This is a genomic window from uncultured Fibrobacter sp. (genome assembly GCF_946062555.1).
In the GTDB taxonomy this organism is placed as follows: Bacteria; Fibrobacterota; Fibrobacteria; order Fibrobacterales; family Fibrobacteraceae; genus Fibrobacter.
In genome coordinates, this window is record NZ_CAMGVQ010000012.1 from 41,852 (window position 1) to 62,754 (window position 20,903).

The 20,903-nt window shown below is 55.8% G+C and carries 20 protein-coding genes; 4 read left to right on the forward strand and 16 right to left on the reverse strand.

The features are described 5' to 3' along the window. Positions 1–26: 26 nt before the first annotated feature. Both nusA and rimP read right to left on the reverse strand, forming a co-directional pair. A complete protein-coding gene (gene nusA, locus Q0P86_RS05320) occupies positions 27–1,205 on the reverse strand; it encodes a transcription termination factor NusA (protein WP_290993194.1) in 1,179 nt (392 codons plus the stop codon). A 12-nt stretch (positions 1,206–1,217) separates the two neighbouring features. Continuing rightward, the gene (rimP, locus tag Q0P86_RS05325; protein WP_295037867.1) at positions 1,218–1,664 is read right to left on the reverse strand and encodes a ribosome maturation factor RimP; all 447 of its coding nucleotides are present in this window, start codon (positions 1,662–1,664) and stop codon (positions 1,218–1,220) included. Positions 1,665–1,843: 179 nt separating this feature from the next. Here rimP and pflA point away from each other — a divergent pair, with 179 nt between their 5' ends. Next, positions 1,844–2,572 carry a pyruvate formate-lyase-activating protein gene (pflA, locus tag Q0P86_RS05330; RefSeq protein ID WP_290993188.1) on the forward strand — a complete coding sequence of 243 codons (729 nt, stop codon included), beginning with the start codon at positions 1,844–1,846 and terminating at the stop codon, positions 2,570–2,572. A gap of 61 nt (positions 2,573–2,633) precedes the next feature. On the opposite strand, the gene Q0P86_RS05335 is transcribed toward pflA, so the two are convergent. From Q0P86_RS05335 to nuoB, 14 genes are all read right to left on the reverse strand, one after another. After that, on the reverse strand, positions 2,634–2,852 hold the full coding sequence (locus Q0P86_RS05335; RefSeq protein WP_295037870.1) for a hypothetical protein: 219 nt from the start codon (positions 2,850–2,852) through the stop codon (positions 2,634–2,636). Positions 2,853–3,052: 200 nt separating this feature from the next. Next, positions 3,053–4,525, reverse strand: coding sequence for an NADH-quinone oxidoreductase subunit N (locus Q0P86_RS05340; RefSeq protein WP_290994831.1), 1,473 nt, complete (start codon positions 4,523–4,525; stop codon positions 3,053–3,055). Further along, a complete protein-coding gene (locus Q0P86_RS05345) occupies positions 4,518–6,245 on the reverse strand; it encodes a NuoM family protein (RefSeq protein WP_295037872.1) in 1,728 nt (575 codons plus the stop codon). Before Q0P86_RS05345 ends, Q0P86_RS05340 begins: the two co-directional genes overlap by 8 nt. Next, the gene (gene nuoL, locus Q0P86_RS05350; RefSeq protein ID WP_295037874.1) at positions 6,245–8,200 is read right to left on the reverse strand and encodes an NADH-quinone oxidoreductase subunit L; all 1,956 of its coding nucleotides are present in this window, start codon (positions 8,198–8,200) and stop codon (positions 6,245–6,247) included. Before nuoL ends, Q0P86_RS05345 begins: the two co-directional genes overlap by 1 nt. A gap of 3 nt (positions 8,201–8,203) precedes the next feature. Beyond that, the gene (gene nuoK / locus Q0P86_RS05355) at positions 8,204–8,518 is read right to left on the reverse strand and encodes an NADH-quinone oxidoreductase subunit NuoK (RefSeq protein WP_072976587.1); all 315 of its coding nucleotides are present in this window, start codon (positions 8,516–8,518) and stop codon (positions 8,204–8,206) included. Continuing rightward, a complete protein-coding gene (locus tag Q0P86_RS05360; RefSeq protein WP_290994823.1) occupies positions 8,518–9,087 on the reverse strand; it encodes an NADH-quinone oxidoreductase subunit J in 570 nt (189 codons plus the stop codon). Before Q0P86_RS05360 ends, nuoK begins: the two co-directional genes overlap by 1 nt. Then, a complete protein-coding gene (locus tag Q0P86_RS05365) occupies positions 9,087–9,659 on the reverse strand; it encodes an NADH-quinone oxidoreductase subunit I (protein ID WP_290994819.1) in 573 nt (190 codons plus the stop codon). Before Q0P86_RS05365 ends, Q0P86_RS05360 begins: the two co-directional genes overlap by 1 nt. Next, a complete protein-coding gene (locus Q0P86_RS05370; protein WP_290994816.1) occupies positions 9,659–11,014 on the reverse strand; it encodes an NADH-quinone oxidoreductase subunit H in 1,356 nt (451 codons plus the stop codon). Before Q0P86_RS05370 ends, Q0P86_RS05365 begins: the two co-directional genes overlap by 1 nt. Beyond that, positions 11,014–12,633: a 2Fe-2S iron-sulfur cluster-binding protein gene (locus Q0P86_RS05375; protein WP_290994813.1), complete on the reverse strand. Its 1,620-nt coding sequence runs from the start codon at positions 12,631–12,633 to the stop codon at positions 11,014–11,016. Before Q0P86_RS05375 ends, Q0P86_RS05370 begins: the two co-directional genes overlap by 1 nt. A gap of 4 nt (positions 12,634–12,637) precedes the next feature. Continuing rightward, positions 12,638–13,945, reverse strand: a complete 1,308-nt coding sequence (nuoF, locus tag Q0P86_RS05380) for an NADH-quinone oxidoreductase subunit NuoF (RefSeq protein ID WP_072976579.1) — start codon at positions 13,943–13,945, stop codon at positions 12,638–12,640. A 2-nt stretch (positions 13,946–13,947) separates the two neighbouring features. Further along, positions 13,948–15,009 carry an NAD(P)H-dependent oxidoreductase subunit E gene (locus Q0P86_RS05385; protein WP_295037877.1) on the reverse strand — a complete coding sequence of 354 codons (1,062 nt, stop codon included), beginning with the start codon at positions 15,007–15,009 and terminating at the stop codon, positions 13,948–13,950. After that, the gene (locus tag Q0P86_RS05390) at positions 15,006–16,199 is read right to left on the reverse strand and encodes an NADH-quinone oxidoreductase subunit D (protein ID WP_072976575.1); all 1,194 of its coding nucleotides are present in this window, start codon (positions 16,197–16,199) and stop codon (positions 15,006–15,008) included. Before Q0P86_RS05390 ends, Q0P86_RS05385 begins: the two co-directional genes overlap by 4 nt. Then, entirely contained in the window at positions 16,196–16,819 is a 624-nt protein-coding gene (locus Q0P86_RS05395; RefSeq protein ID WP_290994805.1) for an NADH-quinone oxidoreductase subunit C, read from the reverse strand. The genes Q0P86_RS05390 and Q0P86_RS05395 overlap by 4 nt, the downstream gene beginning before the upstream one ends. Continuing rightward, the gene (gene nuoB / locus Q0P86_RS05400) at positions 16,819–17,454 is read right to left on the reverse strand and encodes an NADH-quinone oxidoreductase subunit NuoB (protein WP_290994803.1); all 636 of its coding nucleotides are present in this window, start codon (positions 17,452–17,454) and stop codon (positions 16,819–16,821) included. The genes Q0P86_RS05395 and nuoB overlap by 1 nt, the downstream gene beginning before the upstream one ends. 229 nt (positions 17,455–17,683) lie before the next feature. Here nuoB and Q0P86_RS05405 point away from each other — a divergent pair, with 229 nt between their 5' ends. The 3 genes from Q0P86_RS05405 (at position 17,684) to Q0P86_RS05415 (ending at position 20,869) form a co-directional block, all read left to right on the forward strand. Further along, positions 17,684–19,372 (forward strand): bifunctional diguanylate cyclase/phosphodiesterase, encoded by a 1,689-nt coding sequence (locus Q0P86_RS05405; RefSeq protein ID WP_294113322.1) that lies wholly within the window; start codon positions 17,684–17,686, stop codon positions 19,370–19,372. A 95-nt stretch (positions 19,373–19,467) separates the two neighbouring features. Continuing rightward, complete coding sequence (locus Q0P86_RS05410; RefSeq protein WP_290994798.1) at positions 19,468–19,659, forward strand: 4Fe-4S binding protein; 192 nt, start codon at positions 19,468–19,470, stop codon at positions 19,657–19,659. Then, positions 19,652–20,869: an NAD(P)/FAD-dependent oxidoreductase gene (locus tag Q0P86_RS05415; protein WP_295037879.1), complete on the forward strand. Its 1,218-nt coding sequence runs from the start codon at positions 19,652–19,654 to the stop codon at positions 20,867–20,869. Before Q0P86_RS05410 ends, Q0P86_RS05415 begins: the two co-directional genes overlap by 8 nt. Positions 20,870–20,903 lie beyond the last annotated feature (34 nt).

Genomic DNA, 20,903 nt, shown 5'->3' on the forward strand with positions numbered 1-20,903 from the left:
AGCTTCCAATGTTCCTTTTTTAAAAATTAGCGAGCAGCCTTGCGATTCTGGTTCAGGTCGGCCACGGACGGAGACGTAATCTTTGCCTTGGTCTCGTCGTCCTTTTCGGACCATTCCTTTTCACCGAACACGTCCAGGTTACGCTGCACGAGTTCCGCAGCGAGTTTCACGTTCTGGCCGTTCTTGCCGATAGCGAGGGCGAGGTTTTCATCGCTGATGATCACCACGGTGCGACGGGTTTCGGGCACGTGGATCTGCTTGATGACGTTGGCGGGAGTCAAGGCGCGCTGGATGAACACATCCAGGTCCGGATTCCACTGCACGATGTCGATACGTTCGTTGCCGAGTTCGCGCACGATCGTCTGCACGCGGGCACCCTTCATGCCGACGCAGGCGCCGACCGGGTCAATCTTTTCGTCACGGGAGTACACGGCAATCTTGGCGCGGAATCCCGGTTCGCGGGCAACGCCCTTGATTTCAACCGTACCTTCGTAAATTTCGGGAACTTCCTGACGGAAGAGTTCCTTGAGGAAGTCGCCGTTTGCACGGGACAGAATCACCTGGGCGCCGTTCTTGGAGGATTCTTCCACGCGGGCGATCACGGCCTTGATGGAGTTACCCTGTTCCCAACGTTCGCGCTTGATCTGTTCGCGGAACGGAATCATCGCTTCGGTCTGCTTGCCGAGCTTCACGATGATGTTACTTTGTTCAAGACGAAGCACTTCGCCGCTCACCATGGAGCCGATACGGCTACGGTAGGTGTCCATGATCTTCTGGCGTTCGGCATCGCGGATCTGCTGGTTCAGCAGCTGCTTTGCAGTCTGAATAGCCTGGCGACCGAAGGCGGAAATAGGAATTTCCATTTCGAGGAAGTCACCGGCCTGAGCATCTTCGTTGAAGTCGCGGGCTTCTTCTACCAGCATGTAACCCTGGTCGAGCTTTTCGACTTCGGCAGCGGTCATGTTCGGGTCGTAGTCCGGATAGTCATCCACCACGGCCACGCGCAGGTAGACGTGCACCTCGTTGGTTTCCATGTCGAAATCCACATCGATCTTCTTTTCGATATGCAGGTACTTGCGGGCCGCCGTCACGAGCGCTTCCTTCAGCGCGTTCAGCACGACAGAATCATCCATATCCTTGGCTTCGACGACACCTTTCAGCACTTCGAGCAGGTTAACCTTCGGTTCTTTCTTACTAATAGCCATTTTAGACCTCAATTATATTTGTACATCCACTTTTGCCACGAGCACTTCGCTACGGGGCACGACCACGTCACCTGCATTGCCTTTCAGGGTGAGCGTCAAATTTTCTTCGTCCGCAGCCTTCAGTTTGCCCGTCACCGGCTTACCGGTACTGCGGGTCACCCGGACAAATCGTCCGATGTTGCGGGTAAAATCGGCAACCGACTTCAAGGGGCGGTCCAACCCCGGCGACGACACTTCGAGCGTGTAGGCACCCTCGATGATATCCGGATCGGCATCCAGCGCATCGGACAAGTGATGGCTCACGTTCGTGCAATCGTCAATCGAAACCCCTTCGGGCTTGTCTATGTAAAGGCGCAGAGTCTTCCTTTTGCCTGCGCGGAACATATCCTGTTCCACCAATGTAACGCCGGCGGCCTCGCAGGCCTGGGCGATGAGTGTATCCAACTTCTGGGCTACCAAATAGACCTCGTATAACAAACGGCGTTCGCAGACGGGTCCGAAATCGGCTCGTTCAAGCCCAAATCGCACCCACGAACGTCAGTACAAGTCCAAATAGAGAATTTTTTTCGCACTCGGGCAACCGCCATTGCGCAAAACGGGCTCTTTTTTTAACTTTGCGGGAAAAACGGAATAACGATATGCTCGGACGCATCAACAAACTGGAAACTTTCGGCTCCGTGGACGGCCCCGGAGTGCGCTTCGTCGTGTTCACGCAGGGCTGCCCCATGCGCTGCCTTTTCTGCCACAATCCCGAAACCTGGGACTTCAAGGGCGAAGATGCTTTCGACATTTCCGCCGAAGACCTCCTGAAAAAGGCGCTGCGCTACCAGAGCTACTGGGGTAAAGACGGCGGCATCACCGTAAGCGGCGGCGAACCCCTGATGCAGATGGATTTCCTCATCGAATTTTTCGAACTTGCCAAGGCGGCAGGCGTCCACACCTGCATTGACACATCGGGCGTAAACTTTGTTCGTAACGAACCCTACTTCGGCAAATTTGAACGACTCATGAAGTCAACCGACCTGCTGCTCGTTGACCTCAAAATTATTGACCCTGCAGAGCACAAGAAACTGACGGGCCACCCCATCGATCACAACCTGGACATGTTCCGTTACCTCGACGAAATCGGCAAGCCCATCTGGATCCGCCACGTGCTCGTGCCCGGCATCAGCGACAACGACCAGTACCTGGAACGCACCCGTGAATTTATCCAAAGTCTGCACAATGTCCAAAAGGTCGAAGTGCTCCCCTACCATTCGCTTGCGCTTGCCAAGTACCAGGAACTCGGTATCGACTACGCCCTGAAAGACACCAAGTCTCCCAGCCCCGAACGCATTGCCCATGCGAAAAAGATCCTGGAAGGTTAATCGCCAAAGCCGCTAAACAACTACAGAACTTAAGCGCCCTACGCAATTCATCATACGTTTTTCACAAACCTACTTTAACAGAGCCTTCTCTTGGCGCGTCATAGGATTGAAATTCGCTAACAGAAGGATTTTTTCCATAAATAACATTTCCATCCGAGTCAGTCAAGGCTATTCCACAAACCGTCTTGTCGAACACGCTCCAATCTTTCAGATCGTTGTGCCAATAAAAAAAATTCAGCAACAAAATTCCACATTGTAATAGACATAAATATTTTTTCATAAATTAAAAGGGGCATCCTCAATTACCATTTCTCCCTTATTTTTCAAGAGTCTCATTATATCCGAAGAGACCGGGCAAGTTTTTTTATATACAAAAAGAAGAATGCCTTGTGGCATTCTCCTTTCATAATGAATCTAGAGTGCTTTCTCCCCGCAAGGGGATCACGCGCAGGATGCTTTTCTGCGGCCTTCGACTGTCGCTTACACGATCAAGGCAAGCTTCGGGAAGACGCCGATCACGACGAGCGCAAGGGCGGCAACCGTCACGCCGAAGCGGAGCAGGTACACGTACACGGAATTGTCCTTGCAGCAGCACTTGCACTGGCATTCAGCCTTGGGCGGCATGAAGAGCACAAAGGCGATGCGCAGGTAGAACACCGCCGCCACGAGCGAAAGACCGAAAGCAATCGCTGCAATGATTCCGAGTCCACCGGCAAGGGCGTCCGTGAAGAGCGAGAACTTGGCGAGGAACCCGGCAACAGGCGGCATGCCTGCCAAGCTTGCCAAGCAGACCGACGTCGCGAGCGCCACGTAGGAGTGCTTGCGGCCACGACCGCGGATATCGTCGAGAGTTTCCTTCTGGTCTTCCTTACCGGCGAGGTATGCGATACCCGTCAGGGCACCCGCGCTACCGATCGCGTAAGTGATCAGGAAGTAGTACATAGCACCCAGCTGCACCGTACCTTCGGCTGCATAATCCGGAAGCAACAGACCAATCACGATAAAGCCCGCATTCATCACGGCGGAGTAAGCCATGATTCGGCGGATGGACTTCTGTGCGAGACCGCCGAAAGCGCCAATCGCCATCGATAGCACCGACACCACCACGATCACGTAAAACAGGCTCTTGTTTTCGCTATGAATCGTCACCTGTTCGGCCAAGTTCCATGCCGGAGCAGAACCGATGCGCGTGACCATGGAACCAAGCCAGAGGGTTCCGAGAGCAGCAAGAGCGCCGACCTTGACGACCGCAGCCATAAAACCCGTCACCGCGACAGAAGCACCCGTATAGACATCGGCCACCCAGAAATGAACCGGAGCGGCACCCGCCTTAAACAGGAGCGCAAACAGGGCGAGGAAAATGCCCATGCCGTAAATCATGCCACGGCCAGCGATGACAGAGGCGAAAATATGCGTCGAACCGGTAGCACCGTAAACGAGCGCGACACCGTACAGGAAAATCGTGCTGAACACCGCTCCCGAAACGAAGTACTTGAAAGCACCTTCGTTCGCGTTGATGTCCTTGCGACGGAGACCCACCAGGGCATAAATCGGGAAACTCGCGAGTTCCATGCCCAGGTAAAGGGCGAGGAAATCAATCGCCTGCGTCATGAGCAAGGCGCCGCTTGTCGCCAGCAGCAACAGACCATAAGCTTCGCCACCCTTGAACTTCTCGTGACCGAGAGTCCACTGGAGACCGGCTACGCCGAGGAACGCACACAGGACAATCGCGATACCGAGCACGCGACGGATCGGGTCCATGGCGTACAGGTTCATGAAGGTGTCGTTCGTCGTGAGGTAATAGGCACCGGCACCGAGCACGACAAAGAGGCTTGCCACCCACGGAAGCACCTTGTGCTTGTTGTCGTCCTTGATGAACGGTTCTGCAGCAAGCGTCACGAGGGCACCGACCGCGACCAGAATTACGGGCAAGAGATTCACGATATTACTCATTTTCAGAAGCCTCCTCGTTTGCTGTGGCCTCGTTTTGTTCAGGAGCCTCGGCAACTTCGCTTTCGCTCATCGCCTTGAGCTGGGCAATCAGCGAAGTGCGTTCTTCGTCGCTAAAGCCGTTCGCCTTCAAGTTGGAATCGAGCTGCTGCAAGTCCTCTTCGGTCATGGGCTGCGCCACGGCCGCGACATTTTCGTCAGCAGACGCGTCGTCCGTCACGTCGGCAGAGGCTTCGACCGTCGAAGATTCCACCGGAGCCGTTTCCGGGTGCGAAACCCTGTTCATCTCCTGCACGGCGTTTTCGTCAAAGAGCTGGAGAGCATTGGTAATGAAGGCCGGGTGCATACCGAACACCAGGAGCAGCACGCCCATGATGCCAATCGAAGAACCTTCGAGAGCGGTCATGCGCTTGCCATCTTCGTACTGGCGGGCGGGCGTACCGAAAATCACCTTCTGCACAAAGCGGAGCATGTAGGCGGCAGAGAGAATCAGGCAGAGACCTGCCGCAAGTGCCGGAAGCGGCCCCATATCCCACAGGGACATGAGCACCGTAAATTCACCGACGAATCCGGCTGTTCCCGGAACCGCAAGAGAAAGCACCGCCACAAAGCCAAACAGCGAACCGAACACCGGGTTGCGCTTGGCAAGACCACCGAGTTGCTCGATATCGCGAGTACCCGCAAAGCGTTCAGCAATACCCATCAGGTAGAACTGGGCGCCGGCGCTCAGACCGTGAGCCACCAGGAGCACGAGCACCGCAGGAAGCATCGATTCGGAAAGGCTGAACACGCCCGCCACCGCAAGGCCCAAATGACCCATGGAGCTATAGGCCAGGAGCTTCTTGCCGTCCGTCGCACGGAACGCAAGCATGGCACCATAAACAGCCGTCAAGAGGCCAAGCCACATCATGGTATCGACCCATTCCATGGAAAGCGGGAAAATCGGGAGAATCCAGGCGATAAAGCCGAATACGCCCGCCTTACTCATGGCACCCGTAAGGATAGCCGAAAGCGGAGCCGGAGCCTCGGCGTAAGTAATCGCCTGCCAACCATGGAACGGGAAAATCGGGGTTTTCACCATAAAGGCGAGCAGGAAGCAGGCGAGAAGCGTCGACTGCACTGCAGGATCCAGATTCTGGAGAGCGACCGCAAGAGAAAGCACCAGGGAATTGTCCGCCACCGTCACGAGGTACCAGAGGGCAACCATCATCGGGGCAGAACCCACCAGGGTGTAAATCGCGAACGTCATCGCAGCCTTCGTGCGTTCCTTTCCGCCATAAGCGGCAATCAGGATCGCGGCCGGAATCACCATGGCTTCGAAGAAGAAGAAGAACAGCACCGCATCGGCAGCGAGGAAAGTTCCGTTCATCGCGCCCATCAAGGCAAAGATGCCGATGGCGAAATTGCGGTAGTTCGTGTCGAGCGTGTTGCGAGCCGTCATCAAGGCCACCAGAGAAAGCGACGTCGACAGAAGCACCATCCAGGCGCCCAGTCCGTGGCTATACAGGTAGTAATAGACAGAGCCCTTCGCGCCGGGAATGTGGAACCATTCGATAGCCTCGGTCGCCTGGTTGCCACTCGCAATCAGGGCAATCGACAGCGCCACGAAGGCATAACCGAAAAGGAACGCAAGTCTAGAAGAAGACTTCGGGTCTTCCTTGGAAGTCGCAGCCATCAGGACAGCGGCGACAAACGGTGCTAAGACAAGGAGATGCAAAAGCATTAGAACAAACCTCCAGTCAGAAGAACAACAGCAGTGAGCGCAACGAGACCCACCAGGCTAAGCGTAAGCTGCACACGCACCTTGCGAGCCTGGAAAGAGCTGACTCCGTCGCCCACGATTTCGGTAATGGAGCCAATCGTCCATTGAATCGCCTGCAGGACCTTATCGACGAAGACATCGGCCACGAAGGCAGCCGCCTTGAACATCACGATAAAGATGGAATGGATGTAGTCAAAGAAGAACGTCCAGTCGGCCTTGAAGCCTTCGGGGGCGCTCCCCCACTTGGCGTGCAAGCGCGGCAGACGCTTGGTTCCGTAAATTGCATAAGCGATGAACATACCGAGGAGAGCCGCCGCCGTGCCAAAGCAGGCAAAGGCCATCGGATTCACGTGGGCAACAGCGAGCTTGCCCACCACAAAGTCCTGGGCGACACCCACCACCGGGGCGAGCGTCCCTTCGAAGAACTTGATACCGAGCGAATCGGCCCACAGGTAACCGGCAAACACGGCACCGACAGCGAGAATCACCATCGGGAGGAGCATGCAGGCAGGAGCTTCGTGAATGTGAGCTTCCTTTTCCTTGGGACCGCGGTATTCACCGAAGAAGGTCATGATAATCAGGCGACCCATGTAGACCGCCGTGATAACAGCCGTCAAGAGGCCAACGCCGTAGAAGAACTCACCGAACGGGGCATTCGTGTAGAGGCGTTCCAGAATCAGGTCCTTGGACCAGAAACCGGCAAAGCCCGGGAAGCCGATAATGGCGAGGAACGCAAAGATCATTACGCAAGCGGTAACAGGGGTCTTCTTGATGAGGCCACCCATGCGGCGCATATCCTGTTCGCCAGCGAGCGCGTGAATCACGGCACCAGCACCGAGGAAGAGGGCCGCCTTGAAGAAGGCGTGGGTGAACACATGGAAGATCGAGGCGTCATAAGCAGAGGCGCCCGCCGCCATGAACATATAGCCGAGCTGGGAAATCGTGGAGTAGGCCAGAACCTTCTTGATGTCGTTCTGGAAGAGACCAGCGACAGCCGCCCAGAAGGCAGTGAGCATACCGACAATCAGGACAATCACCAGGACTTCCGGAATCACCGAGAACATGCGGCTAAGACGAGCAAGCAGGTAGACACCGGAGGTCACCATGGTTGCAGCGTGGATAAGCGCAGACACGGGAGTCGGACCCGCCATGGCATCCGGGAGCCAGGTCAGGAGAGGAATCTGGGCAGACTTACCGGTGCAACCCACGAAGAACAGAAGACCCGCAATCGCGATAATCGGAGTCGCCAGTTCCACGTGTCCGCCGGCAATCAGCATCTCGATGAACTTGTTCAGAGCATCGTAGTTGAGAATGGCGGAGCCTCCGAGAGTGGCGAGGCAGAGCATACCGAGCAAAAAGCCGATATCGCCCACGCGGTTCACGATGAAGGCCTTGTTGGCGGCCTTGCAGTTGTTAAGATCGTGGTTCCAGAAACCGATCAGCAGGTAAGAGCAGAGGCCCACGCCTTCCCAACCGAGGAAGGTGAGCAGCAGGCTGTCGGAGAGCACGAGCACCACCATACTGAACAGGAACAGGTTGATGTAGGCGAAGAAGCGGGCAAAGCCGCGGTCGCCGTGCATATAACCGATCGAGTAAAGCGCGATGAGAGAACCGATACCCGTCACGAACAGAAGCATCACGCGGGAAAGGCCGTCGAACAGGAATCCGATATCGACCTTGAGCATCGGAATGTCGATCCAGTTGCAGAGCGTCTGGCGGATGCCTTCTTCGGGCATGCCGAAGGCGAGCAACACGACACTCACGAACGAAAGCGCCGGGAACAACACCGAGAGGGCGCCCACGAAACCTTCGGAAGGACCCTTCTTGCTACCCGACGAGACAACGGCTACGGTACCGAGCAGAATCGTTCCCAGGAGCGGGAAAAGAGGAATAATCCAAAGCGGTAAATTTGTCATTGCTTACCCCTTCATATTGGAATAGTTGTCGGAGTCGACACTTTCACGGTTACGGAAAATGAGGATCACGAGTGCAAGGCCCACGCACGCTTCGGCAGCGGCCACGGCAATCGAGAACAGCGGAACAATCTGGCCCGCGACACTTTCGGCCGCTGGGAGAGTCTTCGCGAAACCTACAAAGGAGAGGTTCACGGCGTTCAGCGCAAGTTCAATGCCCATCAGCACAAAGAACACGTTACGGCGGGCAAGAGCCGTCGCAAGGCCAATGGCAAAAAGCAACAGGGCGAGCATCTGGATGAAAATCGGTTGAAGTTCCATTACTTTTCCTCCTTTTCTTCGGCGATAGCTTCTTCAGAAGCAGCCTCGACAGAGGCGTCAGACCCCAGGCGCTTTTTAGCCATGAGAACGGCCGCACCCATCGAAGAGAGCAGCAACAGGCCAAGCACCTCGAAAAGCACGAAGTAGCCGGGACCCGTCTGGGCGGTATCGAACAGGTTCTTGGAGGTCATCTCGACAGAGCCGCGAAGCGTAGTCGCGTCGAAGCCGAGCGGAGTAATCACGAGGGCAAAGCCAATAAGGCCAGCCAGGCCGAGCACGCCGATGAGCACGAAGATCGAGGTGCCGTCGAACATGGGAGTCCTGTTGTCCTTGGCCGCGTTCAAGACCGAAATCACGAACACGAGGAGCATCATGATGGCACCCGCGTAGACCATGATCTGGACAACACCGATAAAGGGGCTACCCAGCAGGCCATAAATACCGGCGAGCGAAAGCATCGTGAGGACGAGAGAAAGACCACCGTAAAGCGGATGCTTCGAGAGGAACACGCAGCAGGCGGCCCCCACGGCAATCACGGCGAGAATGATAAAGTATATCAGGGCGAGCATTAGTTCTTAACCTCCATTCCCCAGACCTTGCGGGCCTCGGCATTCAGTTTTCCGCCCGGAGCCTTCTGGCTCTGCGCGTCATCGGGGTAATCCTTCGGATTCCAGCTGGTGAGAGTCTTCAGGTTCGCCACGAATTCGTCGCGGGTGCGGTGTTCAAAAATGATTTCCTTGGTATCCATGCGGAGCGCATCGACCGGGCAGGCTTCAACGCAGAGACCGCAGAACACGCAGGTCAGGTGGTCGATATCGAAGCGCTTCACCTTCTTTTCGATACGCGGGTCGTCACTCGCGGTCGCTTCGATATAAATGCAGTGGGCAGGGCAAGCCGCAGCGCACATGCCGCAGGCAACGCAACGGGGCGTTCCGTCGGGGCGCAGCATCAGGCGGTGCTTTGCACGGTAAGTGCTACGGACTTCGGGCTGACCTTCCGGATAAGAAATCGTCGGCAGCTCTTCGTAGCGGAAAAGACCGCGGGCGGCGTGCTTGAGCGTCGTCCACAGGCCGCGAATCGCCTCGAAAATGTAGAGGCGTTCCACCCAGTTCATGGGCCTCTGTCTAATAACGCGAGCCATTAGTTACCTCCCATCAGCTTCGCGACCACGGCGGTCACGACGAGGTTCAAGATAGCGATGTTCAAGATGATCTTCCAGCCAAGATGCATAATGTGGTCATAGCGGAAGCGCGGGAGAGTCCAACGGACCCAGATCCACACCCAGCAGAAGAACACGCTCTTCACCAGGAGCACTAGCAGGTGGATGAGAGCCGTACCGAGGGCAGCGCCCAGGGTGTTCACGACGACTCCATTAACCACGGTAACCTGCGGGTTGTAAAGCATCCAGGATGCGACACCGGCGCAGACCAGCACGAAAGCGGCAATCCAACCGATACCCTTGTAAAGCTTGTATTCCTGCAAGATTTCCATCTTGTTGGACTGTGCCGAAGCACGGAGCTTGCGGGAGTAGCGGTAGATCATGTGGAGGAACGCGAGAGCGAAGAAAGCGAGCACCCAGCAGAGGATAGCGAGCGAGCCACCCATGTGAGCCTGGATGGTTTCGGTCGTCACGAACGGGACCGAGTAACCGCCCAAGAAGAGGGTTGCCACCAGAAGGCTGCTGATGCAAATGTGAGAGTATTCACCCATGTAGAACAGGCCGAACTGCATGGCACCATATTCAGTGTGGTAACCGGCAACGAGTTCAGGTTCACCTTCGGCAACGTCGAACGGGGCACGGCCCGTTTCGGCAATCGTCGCAATCAAGAAGCAGAAGAAAGCCACCGGCTGGGCGACAATGCCCCACACGTGGTGTTCCTGCCAGCTCACGATATCGGTGAGGCTGAAAGAACCGGCGAGCACCAGGAGGCCCATCATCGAAAGACCCTGGCAGACTTCGTAGCTGATCGTCATCGCGGTCGTACGCAGAGAACCGAGGTAGCTGTACTTGGAACGGGAGCTCAAGCCAGCGAGAACGGCACCGTAGGCGGAAAGCGAACTGAAACCGAACAGGAGCAAGATGCCCACTTCGGAATCCACGATCGGGCCCGCGATGCGCACCACCTGGCCACCCCAGTCAAAGACCATCGGACCAAACCAGGGAATCACGCACGGAGAAAGGAACACGATGGCAAACGGGATTGCCGGAGCCACGTAGTAAAGGAATTTCTTTGCACCCTTCGGAGCAAACATTTCCTTGAAGAACAACTTGGTACCGTCGCACATGTTCTGCACATAGCCGAGCAAGCGGACCTTACCGAAATACGGAACCTTGATGTAGGAGCGGTTCGGGCCCTGACGGTCCTGCATGAAACCTGCACCACGGCGTTCCATAGGAATCAACAACAGGATGTAGAGCACAGGCACGAAGCAGAAGCCGAACTTCGCAATCGTGATGAGCCATTCCACCCAGGTTTTGGATTCGATGATATCCATTAGGCGTTACCTCCTTCGAGCAACTTGCCTGTACTCTTGATGGTATCGTAAGAAAGCCCAGCAAGTACGGCCGCATATTCGCCCGCCTTCTTGAAGGCGTCGAATGCGGATTCGAACTTGTTTCCGGCGAGTTCGGAAAGCACGTCGTAGGCGGCACGGATCCTTTCGTCGGGGCATACCGGGCAAGCGTTCAACTTCTGCAAAATGTTCAGGCTATTCACCATAGTACCCTGGACTTCGCTCCAGTGGCGAATGCCGTAAGCGAGCGTTGCCTTGGAAGCCGTCGCGTCATTGAACGGAGTGAGCGCGATACGGGTCGGAATTTTCTCGAGGGTAGCCACAGCGGCACCACCTTCACCAAAGAGGTCGTTATTCACGGTGACAAGCACCTTGAATTCAGAAGCACGCTTCGTAAGGTCTTCGAGGTTGTTGTCAGGAATACCAAGCAGCTTGAATGCGACGCGGTTTGCAAGCGGGTCGCCACTCATGGCGATGCCGTCGGGGGCACCGACCTTCTTGAAGGTCCCGCCGAAAAGTTCGGCGGAGTCGCCCAAGGATTCCTTGAGCATGCGAACCGCAGCAAGATCTTCGACGGTGCATGCGCCACCGGCGACAAGGGCGACCTTGCCCCCGACCTTCTTGACTTCGGCGAGAGCTTCCTGAATCACGTGGAAGCCCATAGCCGGCAAGCGGTTCTTGTCGAAGTTCTGGAACGCGAGGCGGCTCGTGTTAGAAAGCCAGCTGCGGTTCACTTCGGGGTTGCAACGCGGCATCACACGGTAAATGTGACCGTCGGCGTAGTCGAGCCAAATGTTTGCGCCGAGAGAGTCATCCATCGAAACCGTCGGCGTGTGGCTGAGCAGCCAAACGCGCTTCTGGAAGCGGAAGTACTTGGCCGTCATGGCGCCCACCGGGCAAACATCGGTGACACACAAGTCGTATTCGTGATCAAGCTTTTCACCCGGGAACGTGGTAATGTAGGTATGGTCGGCGCGGCCGGCGAGTTGCAGCTGTTCGGAACCGGCAATGGTACGCATAAAGCGCACGCAGCGGTCGCACTGCACGCAGCGTTCTTCGTCGAGCAACACGCGGGGGCCCAAGTCCACGTGCTTACCGCCACGGAGCTGGCCCTTCGCATCAATGAACTGGTGCGCGGGATTGCCGTGGTAGTTCTTGCCGTATTCGGGGCGCATGCGGGATTCGTTCTGGCCCGCTTCCATAAAGTTTTCCTGCAGGGTGCATTCACCGGCCTTGTCGCAAATCGGGCAATCCAGCGGGTGGTTCACCAGCATGAATTCCTGCGTCGCCTTGCGGGCGTTTTTGACGCGGGCGCTGGATGCCGGCGTGTAAATTTTCATACCCGGCATAACCGGCGTGTAGCAGGCAATCACGAGCATACGGCCACGCGGGCCTTCTTGCTCCACCAGGCACTGGCGGCAGTTACCGGACACCGGCAAATACGGGTGGTAACAGACGTGAGGAGTTTCAATCCCGACAGCCTTCAAAGCTTCGAGCAGGTTCGTATCGCCAGGAACCATCACGGCCTTGTCGTCCACGAAGATTTCCACCTTCGGGCTGTTCTCGGTCGGGAGTTTCGGCATGTTGTAGAAGTTACTCATATTATTACCAGAAAATTCCAGGACGATAGTTTTCCTGAACACGCGGCTTGGCGTGGTCGGGGTTCTTTGCGATCAATTCATCGAAGTCGGCGCGGAACTTCGCCGTGTAGGAGCCCACCGGGCCACCGAGCGAAATAGACAGCGGGCAAATCGTCACGCCGCCAAATCCACCAGAAAGGCTCTGCATGAGTTCCACGTCGCCGTCGTGGCCCTTGCCTTCCACAATCTGGTTCAGAATGCGGTGCAAGAGTCCCGTACCTTCGCGGCACGGAGTGCACTGGCCGCAAGATTCGTGACTGTAGAAGTTGCCGAGCACGTTCAGGAGTTCTGCCATGTTGTGCGTATCGTTAATCACGATCATGGCACCCGAACCGAACATCGTCTTCATGGAGGCGAGGCATTCGTAGTCCATGGTGGCTACAGCGCATTCGCCTGCGTTCAACGGAGCGCAAGAGGAACCACCCGGAAGAACCGCCTTCAGGTTTCCGCCCACGACGCCACCGGCGTATTCGTTAATCATCGTCATCATCGGAGTGCCGAGCGGAGCCTCGTACACGCCCGGATTCTTCACGTCGCCCGAGATGCAGAACACCTTGGTACCGCCTGCACGGGGTGTACCCATCTTGGCGTATTCTTCGGGTTCATGCTGGAAAATCCACGGGAGAGACATAATGGTCTCGACGTTGTTCACGCAAGTCGGGCTCTTCCATGCGCCGCTCACCGCCGGGAAAGGCGGCTTCAGGCGGGGTTGACCCTTCTGGCCTTCGAGCGAGTTAATAAGAGCAGTTTCTTCACCGCAAATGTAGGCGCCTGCGCCACGGTGAACAAAGATATCGAAACTGAACTTGGTGCCGCAAATGTTTTCGCCGAGGTAACCGGCGGCGTATGCCTGGTTCAAAGCCTTGTTCAAGCTTTCGATGCAGGGCAGGAATTCGCCACGGCAGTAGATGTAGGCAGCACGGCTACCGAGAGCCCAGGCTGCAATAATCAGGCCTTCGATCAAGCGGTGCGGATCTTCCATCATCAGGAAGTGATCCTTAAAGGTACCGCCTTCGCCTTCGTCAGCGTTCACTACAATGTACACGGGCTTGCCGGAATTGCGCGGAACAAAGCTCCACTTCATGCCGGTCGGGAAGCCTGCACCGCCACGGCCACGCAGGCCGGAACGCTGCACGTAGTCAATCACTTCGAACTGGCTCATGTTGAACAAGCGATCCGAAATGTTCGCGTAGCCGCCCAGCTTCTTGTAGACTTCAATGTCCTGGGCGCCCTTGCCAAAATTTCCTGTACAAACTTTTACTACTTCAGCCATAATTACTTAGCCTCCTCTACGGGCGCGGGCTTCTGGGTAGTCACCGCTTCCTTGGAAGGTTTTGCCGTACGTTCACCGGAAGTTGCAATCATGCGATAGACATCGCCTGCCTTGCCGCTTGCATCGACGAAAGCCTTGTCCTTCACGCCGGGCTCGCCCACAGCGACCCAGTCATTGCCGTTCTTCTTTTCGACGACAATCTTCGTGAATTCGGGAGCGCCCTTCCAAGTGAGGGTAGCGCCATTTTCGTCGGCTTCGGCCTTCACGTTAAGCACCGGAGAAGGCGGAGCGTAGTCAGCGACCTGCGGCTTGGCCGTTGCACCCGGAGCACCGGGGTGACCGCCGTGGCCCTTCACGATTCCGCCGAGCACGTCGTGCTTCGGCATGTCATTCACGTGTGCCTTGCACCAGTCGATAATGCGATCGATGCTTGCTTCGGTAAGAGTCGTACCGCGCTTCATCTTGAGCTGACCGTCGACCACGTCGGTGGCAAAATCATCGTTCACCAACATCATCGGGCCGTTGCCGCAGCTACCCAGGCATTCCACCTGGAGCACGGTAAACATGCCATCGGGAGTGGTTTCGCCGCTCTTGACGCCGAGCTTGTTTTCGACATACTTGATCAGCGGCTGAGCCCCCTTGATGGCGCAGCTGATGTTGCGGCAGAACTGCAACAGGAACTTGCCCTTCGGGGCGTGGTTGTACATGGTATAGAAGGTAGCGACGCCGAGAGCGTGAGCCGGAGCGCAACCGCAAATGTTTGCTGCCCAGCGGATACCTTCGGTAGGCACCCAACCGAACACGCCCTGCACCAGCCAAAGGACTTCGAGGAGAGCGCCCTGGCCCACCGGGTAGCGGCTGAGCAAGTCGGCGCAACGTTCCTTGATTTCGGGAGTGTCAAGCTTTGCGAGCACTTCCTTCGGAGCGGGCTGCGGAACAGGCTTGTTCACGTAGCCCAAAGTCTGACCCGGATCCGGGAGCGCGGGAATCGCTTCGCTCGGACCGTCGAACTTCAAATGGTTATTCGATACAAACTGAACTGCACCTTGAATATGTTGTGTCATCGGTCAAGTTCTCCAGCAATCATGTTGAGGCCAGGCAGCGTTGCCATGGAGTCGGCAAGAGTCAGGCCTTCGACCAGTTCGTTAAATGCAGACACATGGGCAAACGACGGGGATCGCACCTTGATGCGGTACGGGTGGCCGGAACCATCGCTCACGATGGTAAAGCCGAGTTCGCCGTTCGCGCATTCGCTTGCGCAGTAGTATTCGCCTTCGGGCACGCGCACACCTTCGTACACGCTCTTGAAGCGGCCGATAAGGGCTTCCATGTCCTGGTAGGCAAGCTTGTGCGCAGGCACGCGGATGCGTGGGTCGACAATGTCGACCGGGCCCGGTTGCAGGCGCTTCAGGGCCTGGCGCACAATCTTCACAGATTCTTCAATTTCGGCAAGGCGCACCTGCAGACGGTCGTTGGCATCGCCCTGGGTTCCCACCACGACTTCCCAGTCGTAGGTTTCGTAGTCGTAGTAAGGTTCGTCCTTGCGGAGGTCGCTTTCGACACCCGTCGCACGGAGACACGGACCTGTCCAGCCGTAGCTGATAGCACGTTCGGCAGAAATCTTACCCACGCCCACGGTACGGTCGAGGAAGATACGGTTACGGTCCAAGCAGGCATGCAGGTCCTTGAGGGCCTTTTCCACCGACTTGCAAGCAGCGAGCACATCGTCTTCGAAACCGTCGTAGCTGTCGCGGTAGAGGCCGCCAATGCGGGCAAAGCTGTTCGTGAGGCGTGCGCCCGTGAGCTTTTCCCAAATCAGCATGATTTCTTCACGCGGGTTAAAGGCGTACATGAACGGAGTCGTACCGCCCAAGTCCTGGAAAGCAGCTGCAACGCAAATAAAGTGGTCGTTGATACGGGAGAGTTCGTTCACAATCACGCGGAGCACCTTGGTGCGTTCCGGGATTTCGATACCGTACATATTTTCGACAGCGCGGCAGAATGCAATGTTGTTCATCATTGCAGAGCAGTAGTTCAAGCGGTCGGTGTACGGGATCACCTGCTGCCAGGTGCCGCGTTCGACCATCTTTTCGAAGCCGCGGTGCATAAAGCCGATTTCATGGACACCGGCCACGATGGTTTCGCCATCGAGGGCAGCCAGCAGGCGCACGCAGTGGTGAGTCGCCGGATGCGTCGGGCCCACGTTCAGGGCCATCAGGTTCATCTTTTCGCCATTCGGGTCAAGTACGATCATTCTCTGATACTCCCTTCAAGATATTCTTCTTCGACAGGCATGATTTCCTTGGAGCGCTGGATCACCTTGTAGCCCTTGTCTTCCAGGCGCTTTTCCAGTTCCGGAATCAGGAAGTCGGTCGTCGAGAGCCACTGGCGCTTCTGGGCAGGGTAATCCTTGCGGAGCGGATGGCCCACAAATTCAACATGGTTCAAAATGCGGCGCAGGTCCGGGTGGCCTTCGAACACGATACCGAACTGGTCGTAGACTTCACGTTCGAGCCAGTTGGCGCTTGCATACAAATCAGTAATCGTCGTCACCTTCAGGTCGGCTTCGCTGACCAGCACCTTAAGACGAACGCGGCGGCCCGGATTCTTCATGCACTTAAAAGCGTAGCTCACGGCAAAACGCGGACCTTCATGGTTCGGATAAGTCAGGTAGTCGATACCGGCGAGGTCGAGGAGCATGTCGAACTGCATCGACGGATCGTTCTTCAGGAATTCAACCGCATTGTGCAGGTATTCCTTCGGGACCACCACGCAGGCGTCCCACTTGGCCGCATCGTCCTTCTTGCCACCAAACTTGGAGGTGAGGACAGAAACGACCGTTTCTGCAAAAGTCATTTCATTGGCTTCCATCATTACTCCTTCCAGAACTGGGCCTTCTTCACAAGTTTCTGCTCTTTTTCGGCCACAAATTCCTTGATTTCCTCGCGCTTTTCACGAGCAAATTCACGGGCTTCCGCCTTCGCCTGTTCGGTCTTCGCCTTGATCATTTCGAGCTGGTCCTTGACGCGTTCGGCACGCTGTTTCATGTAGGACTCATCCTTGATCTTCTTCTGGAGGTCAAACATCGCCTCGAAGAACGCTTCCGGACGGGAGGGGCAACCACCGATGTACACGTCCACCGGAATAATATGGTCGATACCCGGCACGGTGCAGTAGCAGTCATAGAATCCGCCAGAACTTGCACATGCGCCCATGGCGATCACCCAACGGGGTTCGGCCATCTGTTCGTACATGCGCTTGAGTATCGGCGCCTGCTTATAGGAAATGGTACCGGCCACAAGCAGCACATCGGACTGACGCGGCGTAAAACGCACGTATTCAGACCCGATACGGGACAAGTCGTAACGGCCCACTTCGGTACTCATAAATTCGATTGCGCAGCAGGCAGTTCCATAAGGGAACGGCCACAGGGAGTTCGTTCGGCCCCAGTTGACCAAGAAGTCAAGAGAGGTCGTAATGAAATTCGGCTTTTCTGCCTCATTACTCATAGGAGGTTACCTCTTTAAATGCGGCGGTAAAGATAGAATTTTAGGATGCATCCTGCAGGAAGTCAACAGGAGGAAGAGGGCATTCTAAACGGAGTCGTCCACACCCACATGGATTTAAATTAAACACATCTAACAACGGGTAATTTTTTCGCCGATTCTTGTAAAACGAACTTGCATTTGATGTAACATTTTTTTAACTTTGGCAAGGTTTTGGTATATTGAGGATGTTATGGATATTTCTCTGTGGAATGGCACTTATCTTGACTTTAGGTCCAAACTTCTTGGATCCATTTATAATATAGATGAAATATTCGGCATCATGGCAAGAAACATAACCAACCTTGCCTTCCACGCAAACATCGGCTACATCCACTGCATTTACTACGTCCCAGTCAACCAGTTCGCCCCCAACGGACTTTCGGGAGAATTCACCGCCTACCACGACAAGAACAGACTCCCGGCAATTCCCTCGACAACCGATTTTTCGGAAACCATGAGCACCGGCGAGCAAGGGTCCTTCACTTTCCAGGCGCACCCGATTGACGGTCACAGTTTCACCGATTTCGAAAAGCAACTCGTGCAGTTGCTCAGCTGGGACTTCTTCATCATCTCCGGTCGTACCCACCTGATCGGGAACACCCGCAAGGCAGCCATTTCCGACCCCATGACCGGGGCCTTCAACCAAGCCGGCATATTCATGTTCAGCCAGCAGGTTATCGGCGGGGACCTTCCTAGCTACGCGGCCACGTTCATCAACCTGAAAAATTTCAAGTACGTCAACAAGTCAACCAGCAGCCAGCAGGGCGACCTCGCCCTCAAGATGTACGTCAGCAAAATTTCCCAGTTCATCAACGAAAAGGAACTCATCGCACGACTCGGCGGCGACAATTTCTTCACGCTCATCAAGAAGGAACGCCAAGAAGAGTTCATTTCCAGATTCAGCAACTGCGAAATGACGCTTAGTCAAGGGCCCAAGCCCGTAAACATCCGCATCCAGGCGCGAATGGGGGTCTACCCCGTCGAAAACAATGTCGAAATTCACGACGCCCTGAACAACGCCGCCATATCCCTACAGGCCGCAAGAGCCATCAAGACTCGCGACATCGTCTTCTTTACCAAAGAAATGCTTGTCCGCACGATGCACCAGAAGGAAATTTCGAACGAATTCCACAACGCCATCCGCAACAAGGAATTTGTGGTATTTTACCAACCCAAGGTCGACTTACTCACCAAGAAGGTTACGGGAGCGGAAGCGCTTGTCCGCTGGATCCGTCACAAGACGATTGTCCCGCCGATGGACTTCATCCCCATCCTGGAGCGCGAAGGCACCATCTGCGACCTGGACTTCTATGTTTTCGAGACGGCCTGTGCCGATATTCGCCAGTGGCTTGACGTCGGCATCGAGCCGCACCGCATTTCGACCAATTTTTCAAAGCTCCATTTGCGCAACCCCGAACTTGCCGATAACATCCTGAGCATCATACGCAAGCACAACGTGCCAAGCAAATATGTCGAAGTGGAACTGACCGAATCGGCCGATTTCGATGATAACGCAGCCATGATGAAATTCGTGAACACGATGGCCGAGAACGGAATCGCCGTATCCATCGACGACTTCGGTACCGGCTACTCCACACTGAACGTGCTCAAGGACTTCAACATCACCACCATCAAGCTCGACAAGTCGCTCCTGGACCATGTGGGCGACCCCCATTCCAAGGACGAAGTCATTATCCGCAACGTGGTGAAGATGGCGAACGAACTCAACAAGGAAGTCATCGCCGAAGGTATCGAAACCGAGACGCAGGCCGAATTCCTCAAGAGCATCCAGTGCAACAATGTACAGGGTTTCCTTTTCGACAAGCCGCTTGTCCACGACGACTTCCAGAAGCGCCTGACCGAGGAATACACTTATTAGTGGCTACGCCAGTAGGTAGTTGGTAGAACTTAGAGCTTAGAAACGAGAGTAAGTTCTAAGTTCTGAATTCTCAACTTTTTCTATATTCATCCTTAATGAAGAAGCTTGTTCACGACAGAAAAGTTTGCCTCGCCTGTGCAGGGTGCGTGGGGCTTTGCCCCAAGATGGCGCTCGACATGCACGGGCTTGACTTGCAGATAGACCCCGAAAAATGCATCAAGTGCGGCATTTGCGTCAAGGCATGCCCGGTCGGGGCGCTTATGCTGACGGAGGTCATCGATGCTTGATCCTAATTACGACGTCGTGGTCATCGGTGCGGGGCCTGGCGGCTCCGTCGCAGCACGCAACCTGGCCCGGACCGGGCACAAGGTGCTGCTCCTCGAAAAACGGGAACGCATCGGTTTCCCGGTACGTTGCGGCGAGGCGAGCACCACGCTTGCGGACCTACAGACTTACGGTCCGATTGACGAAAGCTGCATCGAAAGCATTATCAACGGCCTTTACATTTACGGCCCTAATGGCGTGAATATCGAGGTTCCGAAGCCGAGCACGGGCATCATGCTGAACCGAGAAATTTTCGACCCGTGGCTCGCAAAACTCGCTGCCGACGACGGGGCCCAGGTTGAAACTTGCGCCCGAGCTGAATTCGTAGGCGAAGTCGAGGGCTACAGACGAATGGTCCGCGTCGTTCTCGGAAAAGGCAGCGGCGACGGGAGCGTCACCGAAACCGGTACGCAGGAAATCTTTGCGAAGATGGTCATCGCCGCCGACGGCGTCGAAAGCCGCATCGGCCGCATGGTCGGGCTCAACTGCGTGCAGAATCCGCTCGAGACCTGCACCGGCGTCGACATCCAGGTGCAAGGGCTCTTGACCAAACCCGACTACCTCACCTTCTGGCAAGGTCACGACTTTATCAACGACGGATACATCTGGAGTTTCCCGAAGCAGAAATCGAACGTCACGAACTTCGGCGCCGGCTTCCTCGCCGCAGGAAAGCACAGCGGAAACATCCTCGAAGTCACCATGGAGTGGCTAGAAAAGCTTTTCCCCGGAGCAAAAATCAACCATACCGTCGGTGGAATGGTGCCGGTTTCCAGCACCCTTAAGGATTACACTTTAGACCGCTTCGCCCTGGTGGGCGACGCCGCCCACCACACCAACCCGCTCACGGGTGGTGGCATCGCTGCCGCGATGCGGGCGGGCCGATTCTGCGCGGAATACGTCGACCAAGGCCTCAAGGCAACCTCCGGCGAAGCCGCTAGTCTCAGCCGCAATTTCCTGAAGCAGTACGAAAAACGCTGCTACGGCTACTTCGGCAAGATGCACGACTTCGAATACAAGTTCCGTAGGTTCCTGCTCGCTCTGAACCGCGAAGACCAGGTCGGACTTTACAAGGTGCTGCAAGGATTCGCCTTGAGCGGATACAAGAAGAGCGCCTTCTTGAAGACGCCCGTTCAAACGACAAAGTATCTCTATAAATTCTGGAAGTTCAAGTAGAATTTCAGCTCTGGATCCCGTCACCACTCCGTGG